The sequence below is a fragment of the Bifidobacterium eulemuris genome, from assembly GCF_014898155.1.
Lineage (GTDB): Bacteria > Actinomycetota > Actinomycetes > Actinomycetales > Bifidobacteriaceae > Bifidobacterium > Bifidobacterium eulemuris.
Map to the genome: position 1 here is coordinate 493,479 of NZ_CP062938.1, position 15,305 is coordinate 508,783.

16 protein-coding genes and 3 tRNA genes are annotated in these 15,305 nt (G+C 61.6%); 5 read left to right on the forward strand and 14 right to left on the reverse strand.

Annotated elements, in window-relative coordinates; translation table 11 throughout:
• Positions 1–56: 56 nt before the first annotated feature.
• On the reverse strand, positions 57–1,169 hold the full coding sequence (locus BE0216_RS02225; RefSeq protein WP_094636433.1) for an NAD(P)/FAD-dependent oxidoreductase: 1,113 nt from the start codon (positions 1,167–1,169) through the stop codon (positions 57–59).
• Between the two features lie 219 nt (positions 1,170–1,388).
• Between BE0216_RS02225 and BE0216_RS02230 the strand changes: the two genes are divergently transcribed.
• Both BE0216_RS02230 and BE0216_RS02235 read left to right on the forward strand, forming a co-directional pair.
• Complete coding sequence (locus tag BE0216_RS02230; protein WP_094636123.1) at positions 1,389–1,778, forward strand: DUF6442 family protein; 390 nt, start codon at positions 1,389–1,391, stop codon at positions 1,776–1,778.
• Positions 1,778–1,996: a helix-turn-helix transcriptional regulator gene (locus BE0216_RS02235; protein WP_072724191.1), complete on the forward strand. Its 219-nt coding sequence runs from the start codon at positions 1,778–1,780 to the stop codon at positions 1,994–1,996. The genes BE0216_RS02230 and BE0216_RS02235 overlap by 1 nt, the downstream gene beginning before the upstream one ends.
• Before the next feature lie 171 nt (positions 1,997–2,167).
• On the opposite strand, the gene BE0216_RS02240 is transcribed toward BE0216_RS02235, so the two are convergent.
• The 10 genes from BE0216_RS02240 to BE0216_RS02285 all read right to left on the reverse strand — a co-directional run bounded on the left by BE0216_RS02240 (position 2,168) and on the right by BE0216_RS02285 (position 10,756).
• A tRNA-Ala gene (locus BE0216_RS02240) sits at positions 2,168–2,240 on the reverse strand.
• Positions 2,241–2,324: 84 nt separating this feature from the next.
• Positions 2,325–2,397: transfer RNA gene (locus BE0216_RS02245), tRNA-Ala, on the reverse strand.
• A 176-nt stretch (positions 2,398–2,573) separates the two neighbouring features.
• On the reverse strand, positions 2,574–3,773 hold the full coding sequence (locus BE0216_RS02250; RefSeq protein ID WP_094636122.1) for a hypothetical protein: 1,200 nt from the start codon (positions 3,771–3,773) through the stop codon (positions 2,574–2,576).
• Between the two features lie 136 nt (positions 3,774–3,909).
• Positions 3,910–4,608 carry a histidine phosphatase family protein gene (locus BE0216_RS02255; protein ID WP_094636121.1) on the reverse strand — a complete coding sequence of 233 codons (699 nt, stop codon included), beginning with the start codon at positions 4,606–4,608 and terminating at the stop codon, positions 3,910–3,912.
• A 48-nt stretch (positions 4,609–4,656) separates the two neighbouring features.
• Positions 4,657–5,064 carry a ribosome silencing factor gene (gene rsfS, locus BE0216_RS02260; RefSeq protein WP_072724185.1) on the reverse strand — a complete coding sequence of 136 codons (408 nt, stop codon included), beginning with the start codon at positions 5,062–5,064 and terminating at the stop codon, positions 4,657–4,659.
• Between the two features lie 2 nt (positions 5,065–5,066).
• Positions 5,067–6,452: a bifunctional UDP-N-acetylglucosamine diphosphorylase/glucosamine-1-phosphate N-acetyltransferase GlmU gene (gene glmU, locus BE0216_RS02265; RefSeq protein WP_094636120.1), complete on the reverse strand. Its 1,386-nt coding sequence runs from the start codon at positions 6,450–6,452 to the stop codon at positions 5,067–5,069.
• A 103-nt stretch (positions 6,453–6,555) separates the two neighbouring features.
• Positions 6,556–6,626 (reverse strand) — tRNA-Gln (locus BE0216_RS02270).
• 115 nt (positions 6,627–6,741) lie between these two features.
• Positions 6,742–7,764: a ribose-phosphate diphosphokinase gene (locus BE0216_RS02275; RefSeq protein ID WP_072724181.1), complete on the reverse strand. Its 1,023-nt coding sequence runs from the start codon at positions 7,762–7,764 to the stop codon at positions 6,742–6,744.
• 196 nt (positions 7,765–7,960) lie between these two features.
• Positions 7,961–9,802, reverse strand: a complete 1,842-nt coding sequence (locus tag BE0216_RS02280; RefSeq protein WP_094636119.1) for an acyltransferase family protein — start codon at positions 9,800–9,802, stop codon at positions 7,961–7,963.
• Positions 9,803–10,117: 315 nt separating this feature from the next.
• Complete coding sequence (locus BE0216_RS02285; protein WP_094636118.1) at positions 10,118–10,756, reverse strand: TetR family transcriptional regulator; 639 nt, start codon at positions 10,754–10,756, stop codon at positions 10,118–10,120.
• Between the two features lie 155 nt (positions 10,757–10,911).
• On the opposite strand from BE0216_RS02285, the gene BE0216_RS02290 reads away from it, so the two are divergent.
• The 3 genes from BE0216_RS02290 (at position 10,912) to BE0216_RS02300 (ending at position 13,421) form a co-directional block, all read left to right on the forward strand.
• Positions 10,912–11,667: a carboxymuconolactone decarboxylase family protein gene (locus tag BE0216_RS02290; RefSeq protein WP_094636117.1), complete on the forward strand. Its 756-nt coding sequence runs from the start codon at positions 10,912–10,914 to the stop codon at positions 11,665–11,667.
• Between the two features lie 90 nt (positions 11,668–11,757).
• Positions 11,758–12,570 carry an oxidoreductase gene (locus BE0216_RS02295; protein WP_158217169.1) on the forward strand — a complete coding sequence of 271 codons (813 nt, stop codon included), beginning with the start codon at positions 11,758–11,760 and terminating at the stop codon, positions 12,568–12,570.
• A 59-nt stretch (positions 12,571–12,629) separates the two neighbouring features.
• Positions 12,630–13,421 carry a YdcF family protein gene (locus tag BE0216_RS02300; protein ID WP_094636115.1) on the forward strand — a complete coding sequence of 264 codons (792 nt, stop codon included), beginning with the start codon at positions 12,630–12,632 and terminating at the stop codon, positions 13,419–13,421.
• Positions 13,422–13,446: 25 nt separating this feature from the next.
• Here the strand turns inward: BE0216_RS02300 and BE0216_RS02305 are convergent, their stop codons facing one another.
• The 3 genes from BE0216_RS02305 to BE0216_RS02315 form a co-directional block, all read right to left on the reverse strand.
• Positions 13,447–13,866 (reverse strand): peptide deformylase, encoded by a 420-nt coding sequence (locus BE0216_RS02305; RefSeq protein ID WP_094636114.1) that lies wholly within the window; start codon positions 13,864–13,866, stop codon positions 13,447–13,449.
• A 145-nt stretch (positions 13,867–14,011) separates the two neighbouring features.
• The gene (locus BE0216_RS02310) at positions 14,012–14,644 is read right to left on the reverse strand and encodes an ABC transporter ATP-binding protein (RefSeq protein WP_094636113.1); all 633 of its coding nucleotides are present in this window, start codon (positions 14,642–14,644) and stop codon (positions 14,012–14,014) included.
• Between the two features lie 12 nt (positions 14,645–14,656).
• Complete coding sequence (locus BE0216_RS02315) at positions 14,657–15,256, reverse strand: ABC transporter permease (protein ID WP_094636112.1); 600 nt, start codon at positions 15,254–15,256, stop codon at positions 14,657–14,659.
• Positions 15,257–15,305: the final 49 nt, after the last annotated feature.

The window sequence follows — 15,305 nt, forward strand, 5'->3', positions numbered from 1 at the left end:
GCGCATGGGGTTCGTGCCTGGATCGCCACCGCATCCTTTATCGCCGACGAACAATCCTATGCGGTGAGGTAGGCCTGCGCGTCGAGGGCGGCACGGCATCCCATGCCGGCGGCGCTGATGGCCTGTCGGTAGACGCGGTCCACGCAGTCGCCCGCGGCGAACACTCCCGGCGTCGAGGTGCGGGTGCCCGCGCCTTCGACCAGCACATAGCCGTCATCGTCCATGGCGACCTGTCCTGTGAGGAATCCGGTGGCTGGCGTGTGTCCGATGGCCACGAACAGGCCGTTGACCGGCATCGTGCCGGTCCGCCCGCTCACCGTGTCGCGGATGTCGATCGAAGCCACCGAGTCGGCCGGTTTCGACAAGGAGAGACCGAGACCGATTGCAGGGCCGCCCGCGTTCGCGTTCGAGGCCAGACCGATGCTCCGACCCGATGATGCCGCATTCAGTCCCGTCCGCAATTCGAGCGAGGGTGCGGAGACGCTCGGTACGCCGGCCGGCGCGACGCCGCTTCCCCGCACCGCGGTGACCACGGTGTTGGCGAGTATGGTGATCTTCGGATTGTCGCGCACGCGGTCGAGCATGATCTTCGATGCACGGAACTCGTCACGCCGGTGGATCAGGGTCACCGATGAGCCGAAGCGCGAGAGGAAGTCGGCCTCCTCCATCGCGGAATCGCCGCCGCCGACCACCACGATCGGCTTGTCTTTGAAGAAGAAGCCGTCGCAGGTCGCGCAATAGGAGACGCCTCGGCCGGAATACTCCTCTTCGCCGGGCACGCCCAGCTTACGCACCTGCGAGCCGGTCGTCACGATCACGGCACGCGCGCGGATCGTCCGGCCCGATGCCAACGTGACGGTTTTGAGCGAGTCGCCGAAATCCACCGAAACCACGTCGTCATAGACGAACTCCGCGCCGAACCGTTCAGCCTGCAGACGCATGGACTCCATCAGTTCCGGCCCCATCACCCCGTCCGGGAAGCCTGGATAGTTCTCGACCTCGGTGGTGTTGACCAGCTGGCCACCCGGCGTCAGCGCGCCGGCGACCACCAGCGGCGCGAATCCGGCACGTCCCAGATAGATGGCCGCCGTATACCCGGCTGGTCCCGATCCGATGATCAGCGCGTCAACCGTCCCGCGTCCCTCGACCGTGTTTCTTTCCTCCGTCATGGCGATCCCCATCCGTCGTCGTTCCGTCGTTCATATACGACCCCACACTACCGCACGTCCCATGCCGTTTACGCCTCCAGCTCACGGCGGCGATCCGCGTTTGCCGAACCGCATGTCCGGAGATCTTTTCATGGAAACGTCAACAGTATTGACAAGTACACTATGCAAGCCGCATACTGATATTGCCAAATATACTTGTCATACCCAAGGGAGGGCATTATGACTGGGCGTCACGGCTTCGATACCACATCCGCCGCCAAGCTCGACCGCGCGGAAATCCTCGCACGCAGCCGGCATGAGGCATCGGACGAGGGGGAGCTTCATATCGCGAACCGTTCCAACTATTACGAGGCGTTGTTCGCGGCCATCGAAATCCTCGCGGTCATACTGTTCGCCATCGTCTGGTATTGGACGGGGGATCACAGTTACCTGGATCTTCTCGGCGTGCTCGCCCCGTTCTTCGCGCTGTCCTTGGCCATGATCTCAGGCAGGAGTCTGGCGCTATACCAAGGGCGTGGCCGGCAGCGCACGTGGCTGGTGCGCACGGTGGGAGGATTGCTGCTTTCCGCCGTCTTCCTCGTGCTGTTCATGGTTCATCTGGCGGCCTGATGAGACCGAGTGGAGAGGACGAACTCGTCCTGCACAACAACCTCAAGCGACTTCGCGCCGAGCGAGGCCTTTCCCAGGCCGCGCTGGCGGAACTTGTCGGAGTCTCCCGCAATACGATCAGCTCGATCGAAACCGGCCAATATACCCCCACCGCCAAGCTCGCGCTTGTCCTATGCGTCGCGCTCGACCAAAAATTCGAGGATGTGTTCTATTTCTAGCCTCCGCCCACCTCGAGCTGATGGGAGACGGAGACGACCACGACTTCGCAAACCCGGAAACAGACGAATGACATGATGAGTGGTCAAACCGGGGTCGCGCAGACCTTGTCGGAGGCGGCGTGAATATGAGAAGAGGCTTGGAATCCAACGTTTTCCAAGCCTCTCAATCTGTGGAGCTAAGGGGATTCGAACCCCTGACCCTCTCCATGCCATGGAGATGCGCTACCAGCTGCGCCATAGCCCCGTTTGCAATTATCTGGACTTCGCGAGCAGAACATGCCGCCCGACGAAGCCAGTGGTGAGATATTCCGTAAGAAACACCTCGAAGTGGAGCTAAGGGGATTCGAACCCCTGACCCTCTCCATGCCATGGAGATGCGCTACCAGCTGCGCCATAGCCCCGTATTCAGTTGTCGTTCGTTTTGAACCTTGGATAGTTTACGACGGACTTGCTCACTCGGCAAGACCGGCGTGTCGCCAAATATCATCGATGTGATTTGACGACACGGGACACATCCGCCACATCCAAGGCATCAGCCGCGCCAAACCGCCGTTCACGGCGACTGGCGGCGAGGACTTCACTGGTTCGATCCGTTCGCGTTCGAGGATGATCCGCCCGTCGACGAGCCGGAACCGTTGGATCCACTGGACGTGCCTGAGGAGGAGGATCCGCTGCCTGTTCCGCTTTCCGTTCCGGTTCCCGAGCTGGTCGAGCCGCCCGTTCCGGTTCCTGTTGACCCGCCACTGCCGGAAGTCGTTCCCGAATCGGTTCCGGAGGAGCTTCCGGAACCGCTGGAATCCGTGGAGCTCGATCCGGATCCGGTGGATGAGTCGCCGGTGGACCCACTGGTCGAACCGCTGGTGCCGTTGGCGTCGTCAGTCTCGCCGGAACCGCTGGTGCCGCTCGCTGCCTCCGATCCTTCCGATTCGCCGGCGTCGCTTGTCGTGTCATCCGTCGAGGAGGAGTTCTTCTTATCGGTGGACGAATCGGTCGTTCCGGAGCTGTCTTCCGGCTCTTGGGAGGGTTCCTGCGTGGTCTGCGGCGTCTGCTGCACGCTCGGATGCTGCACTAGATCACGCACCACAGTGTCGGTGCCTTCGCCTCGGGTGATCAGCAGGATCACCGCGGCGGTCAGTCCCACAGCCACCAATGCGCTCACGATGGCCACGATCAGGGCGTTGCGCTTGGCATGCCGACTGGAGATGAGATCGGAATCCTTAAGGCTCTTGTTATCATGCGTCTGCATGTTCGTATTGACACCGGCCCGTCCGGAAACGGATCGTCCACCGGAGGCGGAGTCGAGTGTCATCGCCTCATCCAACAAATCCGCCGTCGCATCGGCCAGCGCCATGGTGCTCGCCAACGTCTGCGCATCCTCAACGTCTTCAAGCTCGACGGCCCGCTGCGTATGTGTCTCGGACGACTGCGCCGTCGCATCTTCCGCAGGCGCGACCACCGTCGTCTCGGCGGATTCCTCAGCGGATCTTTCGACGGACTCATTCCCATCCCGCGTATCGGACGCCGCGGATTCGCCAGAACCATCGTCGGAGTCCCCATTCCCGTCATCCGGAATGGGCAACGCCGATTGCAGTTTCTCCCCTGACGCTTTGAGCACGTTCTGGTAGACCTGCGACGAGATCGCGGACACCACCGAACCGACGGCCACACCGATCACCGATCCTGCGATGCCGATTTTGCTCGACAGGAGGAACGAGGTCACCGCGGCGAGCGCGCCGGCGGCGAGCTGCGCGAATGAGATACCCTTAAGAAATTTCATCACACCACGAAACCGTACCGGCAAACGCTAGAAACGCGCTGCGCCGACGGTGAACGTCACCATGTTTTTACCTTGTGTGCGCAAAACCTCTACGTCCGCGCGCGTTTCAGGCCGTTTGGCGCATGCTCCCCATCCGTCAGAGCGCAGGATGCTCCCACTGATCGGTGCGCGCGGCCTGGGGGCCATGGTTGTAGTCGGCGAGCCGCCAGCGCACGCCGCCGTCCGCGAAGTCCAAAGGAATCAGGCGGCTCCAATGGGCGTTGCGCATCGACAGGATGCTGGCGAAATCCGGATAGGTGACGTCCAATCCCATCAGCGTCTGCAGGGTTTCGGAGATCCATGCCCCATGTGAGAACACGTACAGGTCGGTGTCGCCGCCGCCGCGCGCGGACCAGTCGAGCAGCGCGTCGACGCCCCGGCGCCCGACCTCGATTTTCGGTTCGGCGCCATGTTTGAGTTCGCCGTCGCGGTGCTCCTGCCACAGGCGGAAATCCTCCGGATAGCGTTCGGCCAGCTCCTCGCCGCTCATCCCTTCCCATTCGCCGAAGTTGCGTTCGCGCACGCGCGCGTCGGGATGCGTTTCGACGCCGATGAGGTCGGCGAAGGCTCGCGCTGTGTCGACCGCGCGACCCAGATCGGAGCAGACGACCAGATGGTTCGTCACATCCGGCCTGCGGTTGACGTAGAGCTCCTTCAGCGCCGCGGCGGTCTGCCCGGCCTGCCACCGGCCCACTTCGTCGAGGGGGATGTCGATCTGCCCCTGCAGGCGGCGTTCGGCGTTGTACGCGGTGCGTCCGTGACGCACCAGCGTGATGGAACGGACATGCTGCGGCATCGGTCGATCAGCTCCTTGAGGTCGCGAGGGTCGGTTCTTGGGAACGGATCAGGCGTCCGTCTCGTCGCCCGCTTCGAGCGAGCTTTCCGGATGCTCCAGCTCGAGTTCGATCTGCGGGCAATCGCGCCAGAGGCGTTCCAGATTGTAGAACTCGCGCGATTCGTCATGCATGATATGGATCACGAAGTCGCCGTAGTCGAGCAGCACCCACTGGCCCTCGGTCAGACCTTCGCGCGAACGCGGCTGGCGCTTGCCGCATTTGAGGTACAGATCCTTCTCCACCTCTTCGGCCACGGCCAGCACCTGGCGTTCGTTGGAGGCGCCTGCGATCATCATGATGTCGGTGATGGCCAGCGGCTCGGTCACGTCGAAGGCCACGATGTCGGTGGCCTTCAGCCGGTCGGCCGCTTCGGCGGCGATGCGGATCTCGTCGATGGATTCCTGCACTGCGGGCATGTTCACTTCCTCTCCCAGGCGGGCTTCCAGCCCTCCACGATATGTTGCGTGTTCTCGGAATACACCATGGCGTCGTCCGGCACGTCATGACGCACCACGGAACCGGCGCCGGTGGTCACATTGTCCCCCACCTCGACGGGCGCGACGAACAGGTTGCCCGCGCCGACATGGGCGCCGGCGCCGATGCGCGTGCGGTTCTTATGCACGCCGTCGTAGTTCGCGGTGATGGTGCCGCCGCCGATGTTGGTGCCGTCGCCCACTTCGGCGTCGCCCACATAGCTCAGATGCGGCACTTTGGTGCCGTTGCCGATATGCGCCTTCTTCATTTCGACGAACGCGCCGGCCTTGGATCCCTCGCCGAACTCGTTGCCGGCGCGCAGATAGGTCCACGGGCCGATGTTCGCGGCGCGGCCGATATGCGATTCCTGCACGCGGGAACGCTCGACCACGGCTTCGGCATCCACCACGGCGTCGATCAACGTGGTGTCGGGGCCGATCAGCGCGTCCTCGCCGACCACCGTCTCGCCCTGCAGGAAGCAGCCCGGCAGAATGGTGGCGTCGCGTGCGATACGCACGTCATCCTCGATCCAAGTGCTGTCCGGATCGAGAATGGTCACGCCTTCGCGCATCCACCGCTCGCAGATACGGCGGTTGTGCGCCTTGGTGAGCGCGGCCAGCTGCACACGGTCGTTCACGCCTTCCACGCTTAAGGGGTCGGGCGCGGCGAACGCGCCGACGGCGCCGGCGGCCTTGGCGGTCTCCAACGCGTCGGTGAGATAGAACTCGCCCTGCGCGTTGTTGGATTTCAGTCCCGCGATGGCTTCGACCAACACCTTGGCGTCGAACACGTACACGGACGTGTTCACCTCGTGCACGGCCAGTTCGCTGCTGTTGGCGTCCTTCTGCTCGACGATGCGCAGCACGTTGCCGTCGCGGTCGCGGATGATGCGGCCGTATCCGGTCGGATCGTCGAGGATGGTGGTGAGCACGGTGGCACCGTTGCCGCTGTCGATATGGTAGGCCAGCAGCCGCTCGAGGGTGGCGGCGTCGAGCAGGGGCATGTCGGAGGCGGCGACGAGCACGGGGCCGTCGAGTTCGCGCGTCCGCCCCAGCTGGGCCATGGCGCACTGCACCGCGCGGCCGGTGCCGGGCACGTCGTCCTGGTTAACGATGGTCACGTCCGCATCATAGGAACGCGCGGCTTCGGCCACGCGTTCGGCCTGGAAATGCACCACCACGGCGAGGGTCTCCGGATTCTGCGCCCGCACGGCGGTCATCACGCGGTTGAGGAAGGTCTTACCGCAGAAGGTGTGCAGCACCTTCGGCTTGGACGAACGCATGCGGGTGCCCTCACCGGCGGCGAGGATGATTGCGGCGGATAGTGCCATGGGGCCTGCTCCAGTTCTAAACATCACAACCGTGGAGATCTTCCGCGGGATAAACAAGTGACGGCCGACCGTTTGCATCGCATGCGGTCGGCCGTCAGGCTCGCTCCCCCACCTGGACTCGAACCAAGACAAAGGGTTCCAAAGACCCGTGTGCTGCCATTACACCATGGGGGAATCGGCGGGAGGCAATCCCGCCAAGTGTTCATTATGCCATACCTCTTGACCGGATGGCGGCAGTGGTGTCGCCGCCATGTCGCGGACGGCACCCAAAGCCAGTCATTCCAAGACGTCAGGCGAACAGGAAACCCTGTCCGTGATGCTCGGGGTACGTGTCGAACAGCTCCGCCACGGAACCGTCGTCGAACACGGCGCGGATGGCGGCGGCCAGCAGCGGGGCGATGGAGAGCACGGTGAGTCCGTCCCAACGCTTCTCTTCGGGAATCGGCACGGTGTCGGTGAGCACCACCTCGCGCGCGCCGCACGCCTTCAGACGGTCGACGGCCGGGCCGGACAGCACGCCGTGCGTGGCGACCACAGTCACCGACTTGGCGCCGGCGTCCTTGAGCACATTGCACGCGCCGGCGATGGTGCCGGCGGTGTCGATGAGATCGTCGACGAGCACGCAGTCCTTGCCCTCCACATCGCCGACCACACGGTTGGCCACGGCCTGGTTGGGGCGGGTGATGTCGCGCGTCTTGTGCACGAAGGCGAGGGGGCCGCCGTTAAGACGCTGCGCCCACTGTTCGGCCACGCGGATGCGGCCGGCATCCGGGGAGACGACGGCGACGTTGTCGAGCTGGCCTTGGAAACGGTCGCGCATATAGTCGACCAGCACCGGCATGGCGATGAGATGGTCGACCGGGCCGTCGAAGAAGCCCTGCGACTGCGAGGCGTGCAGGTCCACGGACATGATGCGGTCGGCGCCTGCGGTTTTCAGCAGGTCGAACACCAGACGGCAGGAGATGGGCTCGCGTCCGCGATGCTTCTTGTCCTGGCGGGAATAGCCGACCAACGGGCACACGGCGGTGATGGAGCGGGCCGAGGCACGCTTGAGCGCATCGATCATGATGAGCTGCTCCATAATGGCCTTGTTGATCGGCTGGTAGTGGCTTTGCAGCACGAACACGTCGGCGCCGCGCACCGATTCGGTGTATCGCACATACATCTCGCCGTTCGCGAAATCGTAGGCGGTGGTCTCCAACACATCGATGCCGAGTTGTTCGGCGACGTCTTGGGCCAGCTTCGGGTGGATTCGTCCAGTGACGAGAATCAGGTTCTTATCGGGCTTTCCTTCGAGGATTGCGCTCACCATGTCTCCCAACGTGCGGTCTCGTTGAAGTGCAGCCCCCAGTCTAACCACGGCGCGAGACGGGAAAGCCCGACTCCCGCGTCGCTTCCCGTCATCATCCTGTTTCGTCGGCGCGTCCCCGTGTCGGACCGGATATCCCGCTCCCGCCATGCCGAGCGCAGGCGCGGACCGGACATGATGACCCCTCCCGCATCATCCGTCAGTGGCCGGCGGCGATCCATTGCTCGATGGCCCGACGCACGGCCTGCGCGTAGTAATCGTTGGTCATGCTGGGATGGATGCCGTCCGCGGCCAGATCATCACGATGCCGCTCGGCTGCGGCGTTCCAATCGACGAGCACCACGGAGTCGGAATGCGAGGCGGCGTAGTCGGCGAACAGTTGGTTGTTCGGCGGGATCCACGAGCGGTCGCCGTGCGCGTTCACCAGCACCATCACACGGTCGGGGCCGAGGATCCCACTGATCTGGTCGAGCTGGCCGGCATCGGCGGAGCCGTTCGTGCCGATTCCCAGCACCACCCATTGACGCATCGAGCCTTGGTCGAGCTGTTTGCGTGCCAGATCGATTCCACCGCCCATGCCGCGGGAGACTGCGGCATCGACCTGTATGCCAGGGAATACGGCGTTCAATCCGTTGCTGCTGGCGAGCATGACGGAGTCGCCTATGGCGGTGATCTCACCGCCGGATGGCATGGTGTGCTTGGGTTTGCGCGGCTGGGGCACGGCCGTTCTTACCATGGTGCCGTTCAGCTCCCGCATGCGTTCGAGTTCCGCCGCCTGCTGTTCGAGCTGGATCTCGATCGAGGTTTTGGCGGGCGCGTCCTTGACGCCTTGCACGCATCCCGCGATCGATCCCACCAGCAGCAGCGCCACGATGACTGCGCGGGCGATCTGCCGGCTCGTGGAACCTTTGCCCGGCCATAGCACGAACGCCGCGCCATATGCGCCGGCCGGCTGCTCGACCAGCTTCCATGACGCGGCCACGGCCACGGCGGTGAGAATCGCGGCGACGGCCCATACCCAAGGTCCGGGAGTGGGGATGAGTCGGGGGATGATGGCGAGGCTGAGCAGCCACATCGGCCAATGCCACAGGTAGATGCCGTACGAGTAACGCCCGCATGCGGCCAATGGCTTGAACACCATAAGATCCTGCATCCACGAGTCCGCGGATATGGTGCCGGCGATCAGCAGCACCGCGAGCAGGCTGGCGATGATGATGCCGCCGCGGAAGGCGAATTCGTTCTGGTCGCCGGTGACTGCGAGCGCGATCAGCGCGATCAGACTGAGGAACGCCAGCGCGGGGGCGAGCGCGCGCCATATTCGTGTGCCAAGGCCGGGACGGGGCTCGCCGTCCGACTCGGAGGGTTCGCCGTCCGGCGCGGAAGGTTCGCCGTCGTACGCGATGATCCATGCGAGCGCGACGCCGAGCATCAGTCCGCAGGCGTGGGTGTCGGTGCCGAAGTACACGCGTGTGGGATCGCCGCCGGGAGTGTAGAGCAGCCACATGGCCGTCGCGCTGGCCGCGGCAAATCCGAGGGGGATCAGCAAGGACAGCCGCGTGCGGCGGATCTTCCACATCACGCCGACGATCAGGGGCAGTACGAGCATGAACTGCATGAGCACGCCCACATACCATAGGTGGCGCATGATCTGCGGGCTCATCTGTTCGAAGTAGCTTTGTCCGTTGGCGATGGCGTACCAGTTGTAGCAGCCTAAAGCCGCGGTGATGAGCTGGTCGCGGATGCCGACGAGCAGATCGCGGTCGACGAGCCAGGCGAGGGTGACGACGGCGGGCAGCATGAACAGCAAAGCCGGGTAGATGCGTGTGGCGCGGCGGTGCAGATATTTGGCGAGGTCGAGTCCCTTCCCCCGATTGAGGGCGCGCACCAGTCCCAACGCCGTAAGGAATCCGGATACGGCGAAGAACACGTCCACGCCGTAGAATCCACCGGGCAGCACGCTTTGCTTGCAGTGATACAGTACGATGGCGATCAGGGCAAATCCTTTGATGCCATCCAATCCGACGAACCTCTGGCTTGTCACGTCCGTAGTCCTTATTCTCTATCCCACTCAAACCTTGCCAGAGCCTACACCACCGGGCATATCGCACGGCGTTGCGATCACCGCAAACCACCGTTTTTGAGTACATATACCGGCGTTCTTTCCACCGCTGCGCAAACCGGCCCGTTCCTGCAGCGGCTGCACATCCAAGTTCGTCGATGAGAGCATCCGGTACGGTTTGAAGCCGATCTGCGAAATATCCGACGACGGCGACCCAGTCCAGCGAATGTCCTCTGAGGCCACCCACCGACAATCACCGCATATCATCTCGCCACAGTCGCGCCCACCCAAGACAGGTCATGACACGGTCGCACATAAATGAGCGACACCCTCAAGACATAGCGTATTGATATCCGAACGAGGATGGGCCAAGCCGGACAGTCTCGCCGCCTCCAACTGTTTTTGGGTGGGATGGGTGTAGGGGTAAAGGCCCAGAAGATAGACGAGGAGTTCCACAAGGAACCGCTCCTTCGCCTTTTCGTCGGCCGCTTCGAACGCTTTGTCGATTCCTTTGGCCAGCGTCTCCATTGCCACTTGCACTTCCGTATTGAATTTGGCGAGCTGTTCGACCGAGCAATTTCGCTCAATGGTTGTGGTCTGGACGGACAGAAGCCGCATAAAGAGTTCCCTATCGACGAGGGACGCCGCTATGGTGCGGCTGAACCCTTCGGCCCCCATGCACTCGTCACTCGCGAACGCCTCTTCGAGCCGCTGGTTCCAGAGCAGATATTCACGTTTCAACAGATCAAGTAGAATCTCGTCTTTTGTCTTGTAATACCCATAAAGCGTCGTACGTGAAACGGAGGTCTCCGCCGATATCGCCTTGAGGGTTATCTCATCGAATTCCATACTGCCGCAAAGCTTCGCACAGGCATTGAGTATCTCCTCTCGCCTACTGTCGGTCTGCTCCTTGGTTCGGGCTCTTTGAAAAGTCATCGTGCGTCTCCTTCGGCGACCATCATACCATATTTGTCGACACAGCGTCGGTTATTATTTGACGTCATGTCGGTTATTTGCTAGATTGAAATAACCGACACCACGTCGGCTACTCAACCCGCATAAACAAACCCAGACGCCCGGAAGGAACGGCCATGGCAAAAATCAGGCAGACGGCAGGACATGAGATCCGAGGGGATTTCGCACCCCAATTCGCGACGTTGAACGACGACGTGCTCTTCGGGGAAGTGTGGAGCGACGACACCCTTTCCCAGAAGACACGCTCGATCATCACCATCTCAACCCTTGTCGGAAAAGGCATGGTGGGTCCCGCACTCGGCGGCCACCTCGAAACCGCAAGGAAAAACGGCGTCACCAGACGAGAGATGGCGGCAATGCTCACCCAACTCGCCTTCTACGCAGGTTGGCCGAACGCATGGGGCACCTTCGCCGAAGCCCTGAAGATCTATGGCAACGACCCAGCGGGCGGCGACTCCCCCGAATCACACGGAGGCGTCTTCGGCCTCGGCCAAGCCAACGACATGCTGTCGAAGTATTTCACCGGAACGTCCTATGTGAATCCGCTCACGAATCCGAAAGACACGCAATTCGTGGCCAATGTCACATTCGAGCCCGGATGCCGCAACAACTGGCATGTGCACAAGGCGGACGAAGGAGGCGGACAGATTCTCCTCTGCACCGACGGTCGCGGATGGGTGCAACTGGAAGGCGAAGACGCCGTGGAGCTTTCGCCCGGCACGGCCTTTTTCGTCCCCGCAAACACGAAGCACTGGCACGGTGCCGCAAAGGACAGTTGGATGAGCCATATCGCCTTCTGCCCGGACGGCACGAACGCTTCGACCGAATGGCTTGAAGCCGTGGACGACGATTGGTACGACAAGCTCAGTTAAAACATTCCGGCGGTCTCAACAGGACGGCACGCGAGTCATATGGGAACGAGACCCCAATCGCCATCAGACAATCAACGAAAGGAATCATCGATGTCGCAAAAAGTCGTTTTGGTCACCGGAGCCAGCTCCGGATTTGGCAAAGGCGCGGCAAAAGCGCTCCTTGACAGAAACTACGTGGTATACGCAAGCTCAAGACGGCTGGACCGTCTGAAAGATCTGGAACAAGAAGGCGCGATCCCCCTTCCCATGGATATCACCAACCCAGCCGAAGTCAATGCGGGGATAAGAACGATCATGAGGCAAAGCGGACGTATCGACGCGCTCGTGAACAGCGCCGGATACGGCGGATATGGGGCGATGGAAGACGTGCCATTGGAGGAAGCCCGCAAACAGTTCGACGTGAACGTGTTCGGCCTCGCCATGGTCACGAAAGCCGTATTGCCCCATATGAGGGAAAACGGCGGCAACATCGTCAACCTATCCTCAGGAGCGGGTTTTTCGACGTTCCCCATGGGCGGCTGGTATTCCGCATCCAAACATGCGGTGGAAGCCCTTAGTGATGCTTTGCGATGCGAAGTGGAACGGTTCGGCATCCACGTCTCCTTAATCGAGCCGGGCTCCGTCAAGACGGAATTCATGGACGTAGCGATGAGGCACTTCAACGCATTGAAACACGGTGAGGCATATCAGGAACAAGCGCTGAAATTCAAAGACAGTTTTATCCGAAGCTACGAGAACGCCCCCACTCCCGAAGTGGTGGTAGAGGCAATAGTGAAGGCGGTGACCAGCGATAGGCCGAAAACAAGATACAAGGTGGCCGGCGCGAGCCTGTTGTCTTTTATGAAGAAGACGCTCCCCGATAAGGCATTTGACGCGATAGGTTCCATCGCCATGGGCCAATAGTATGTTCTGCGCCTGCCGGTGCTAGGCTTGGGCTCGGAACGCAAGGAGGTCTGATCGTTATGGGGGAGATCGTCAGCCGTATCGTATTCATTGGGTGTATGGTGTTGGCGCTGGCGTGTGTCGTCTACGCCATGGCCGTGCTCGGCACGAATTCCGGCACCGGCTTCTGGATGGCCTGGCTGGCGTTCGCCGTGTTCTTCGCGTTGTTGGGGTTCAGTTTTCCGTTCCATTGGTGGGCGATGATGCCGAAGCTCGCGCGCAATGCGATCGTCGCGGTGCTGGTTGTGGGCGCATTGTGCTTCGGCGTGGTGGAGGCGCGCATCATCGCCGCGATGAATACCACCGCCGCTGACGGACTCGACTATGTGATCGTATTGGGTGCACAGGTGCGCGAAAGCGGACCCAGCCGCGTGCTCAGGTACCGACTGGACACGGCGATCGACTATCTGAACGACAATCCTCAGGCCATATGCGTCGTCTCCGGCGGGCAGGGCGCCAACGAACCGTTCCCCGAAGCGCAGGGCATGGCGGAATATCTCGAGGAACACGGCATCAGCGGCGAGCGCATCCTTGAGGAGAGCGAATCCACCACCACCGAGGAGAACATCCGATACAGCCTCAAACTGATAGATGAAGCGTCGGCTGACGGGGCTCCAGGCCCGGCGGATGCCTCCGTGGGGCTGGTCACCAATAATTTCCATATGTTCCGCGCGCTGCAGATCGCGCACGCCCAAGGACTGCCGCAGGCGCAGGGATTGCCGGCCGGTTCCCCTCCCGACATGCTGGTCAACAACATGGTGCGCGAGTTCTTCGCCGAGATCAAATTCCTTCTGCGCTCATTGGCCGGCTGACGGCCCGCTTCGCCGCCCCGCGGATTCAGATGACGATGCCGTTGCAGTGGTCGACCTCGTGTTGGATGATCTGCGCGGTCCAACCGGTGAAGGTGGCGTGGCGCGCACGCAGGCGACGGTCCTGATAGTCGACTTCGATGCGGTGGTAGCGTAGTGTGCGGCGTTCGCCGTCCAGAGACAGGCAGCCTTCCTCGGTGTCGAACGCGCCGTCGCAGGCGGTAATCACCGGATTGAACATCACGCTGATGCGCCCGTCCATCTCCTCATCCACGAACGCGATGATCCGCTTGTCCACTCCGATCATATTCGCCGCCATGCCGACGCAGCGCGACCGGTTGGCCTCCAGCGTATCCACCAGATCCCGCGCCACGGACTCATCGCCGGGACCGGCCTCGGCGCACGGCATGCGCAGGAACGAACGGGAGGTCATAATCGGGCGCTGCATCACCACTCCTTGCCTTGACGACGGTCACGAATCAGCCGTACGAAACGGCACCGTCCCATGCTATCCCACCAAATGATGGAATGGCATCCCACGCCTCCGAACAATGAGGCATTGTAGGATCTCCCGCCGCGGTGTCTGGGGCAAATCAGGAACGGGGAACCAGCGTTTTCTTCGCAAGCTCCAGCACCACATCCGCGCCTTTGACGACCTGACTGCTATGCGTGACGACGATCACGCATTTGTTCTCCTCGTGCGCGCGCTTCTGAAGGATGGAGATGATCTCCGCCGCCATCTGCTCGTCCAGATTTCCGGTCGGCTCGTCCCCCAGGATCACCGGCGTATCGGCCGCCATCGCCCGCGCGATGGCCACTCGCTGCTGCTGGCCGCCGGATAATTGCATCACGTTCCGCTTGGCCTCTTCCGCGCTGATTCCCAGCTTTTCCAGAACCTCGACTCCGGCTTTGGGCTGCACCAGACGCACGTTCTCCAACGCCGTCAGATAATCGATCAGATTGTAGCTTTGGAAAACCAAGGACACGTGCTCTCTGCGATGCCGCTCGAATCCGCCCTGCGCGATGTCCTCTCCGCGGAACAGCACCTTTCCGGTGGTCGGTTCATCAAGTCCCGCAAGAAGCGACAGAAGCGTCGACTTTCCCGCGCCGGACTTTCCGACGATCGCATAGAATTTCCCCGGCTCAAAGGTCTGCGTCACATTGTTCAGAACCTGTTTCCCACCTTCGTTGTGGTAGCTGTATCCCACTTGCCGTAACTGCAACATGTTGCCATCCTCCTAATCGATTTGCGTCAAGATCGTTTTCGCGTTTTTGGTCATGATTCCCAGAGCGGACACGACGAGGGACACCAACACCGTCCCGAGCCAAATGCCGATCGCTTCCAGAAAACATATCGGGTGAATTCCATAGCCCAACAGTTTCAACAGGCCCACGCTCACGATCAATGCCGGGAGAAGCGCCATCCCCATCAGATAGAGCATTTCCACCGCAAGCTGCGCCACGATTCGGCCTTTTCCTCTTCCTATCGAAATGAGAATGCCGATCTCATACTTTCTCTCTCGAATTCGGAAAAACAACAGACACGACACGACGACGACGCTCATGACGACCAGAACCAACACCATGATCTGGAGGAGGGACTGCATCGTACTGCTCGCCTCTTCCACGGCCTTGACCGTCTCGACTTGCGTCATGTCCACTTGAGTCGAAAAGCGCTGCACACCTTGCCCGGCTTCCAGCCGACTGCTGGACTCCTCATGCCGCATGGTCAGAACCGCGCTGAGCAAAACCATGATCGTGACCAGTATCGCCGCCACGACTACGGTTTTCTCCCGTTTCCTGGCAACATAGCACCAGGCTTGCCTCCATACCGTCATACACTTGTCTCCTTGCTGTATTCCGATATGAACGCTAACTTGCGTATAT

Bases quoted from the DNA above. Each gene is read 5' to 3' on its own strand.
- BE0216_RS02290 (WP_094636117.1), top strand. From the start codon at position 10,912: ATGGCAAAAATCAGGCAGACGGCAGGACATGAGATCCGAGGGGATTTC.
- rsfS (WP_072724185.1), bottom strand. From the start codon at position 5,064: ATGCCCGCAGTGCAGGAATCCATCGACGAGATCCGCATCGCCGCCGAA.
- BE0216_RS02300 (WP_094636115.1), top strand. From the start codon at position 12,630: ATGGGGGAGATCGTCAGCCGTATCGTATTCATTGGGTGTATGGTGTTG.
- BE0216_RS02295 (WP_158217169.1), top strand. From the start codon at position 11,758: ATGTCGCAAAAAGTCGTTTTGGTCACCGGAGCCAGCTCCGGATTTGGC.
- BE0216_RS02250 (WP_094636122.1), bottom strand. From the start codon at position 3,773: ATGAAATTTCTTAAGGGTATCTCATTCGCGCAGCTCGCCGCCGGCGCG.
- BE0216_RS02275 (WP_072724181.1), bottom strand. From the start codon at position 7,764: ATGGTGAGCGCAATCCTCGAAGGAAAGCCCGATAAGAACCTGATTCTC.
- BE0216_RS02305 (WP_094636114.1), bottom strand. From the start codon at position 13,866: ATGCAGCGCCCGATTATGACCTCCCGTTCGTTCCTGCGCATGCCGTGC.
- BE0216_RS02230 (WP_094636123.1), top strand. From the start codon at position 1,389: ATGACTGGGCGTCACGGCTTCGATACCACATCCGCCGCCAAGCTCGAC.
- BE0216_RS02255 (WP_094636121.1), bottom strand. From the start codon at position 4,608: ATGCCGCAGCATGTCCGTTCCATCACGCTGGTGCGTCACGGACGCACC.
- BE0216_RS02235 (WP_072724191.1), top strand. From the start codon at position 1,778: ATGAGACCGAGTGGAGAGGACGAACTCGTCCTGCACAACAACCTCAAG.
- glmU (WP_094636120.1), bottom strand. From the start codon at position 6,452: ATGGCACTATCCGCCGCAATCATCCTCGCCGCCGGTGAGGGCACCCGC.
- BE0216_RS02310 (WP_094636113.1), bottom strand. From the start codon at position 14,644: ATGTTGCAGTTACGGCAAGTGGGATACAGCTACCACAACGAAGGTGGG.
- BE0216_RS02285 (WP_094636118.1), bottom strand. From the start codon at position 10,756: ATGACTTTTCAAAGAGCCCGAACCAAGGAGCAGACCGACAGTAGGCGA.
- BE0216_RS02225 (WP_094636433.1), bottom strand. From the start codon at position 1,169: ATGACGGAGGAAAGAAACACGGTCGAGGGACGCGGGACGGTTGACGCG.
- BE0216_RS02315 (WP_094636112.1), bottom strand. From the start codon at position 15,256: ATGACGGTATGGAGGCAAGCCTGGTGCTATGTTGCCAGGAAACGGGAG.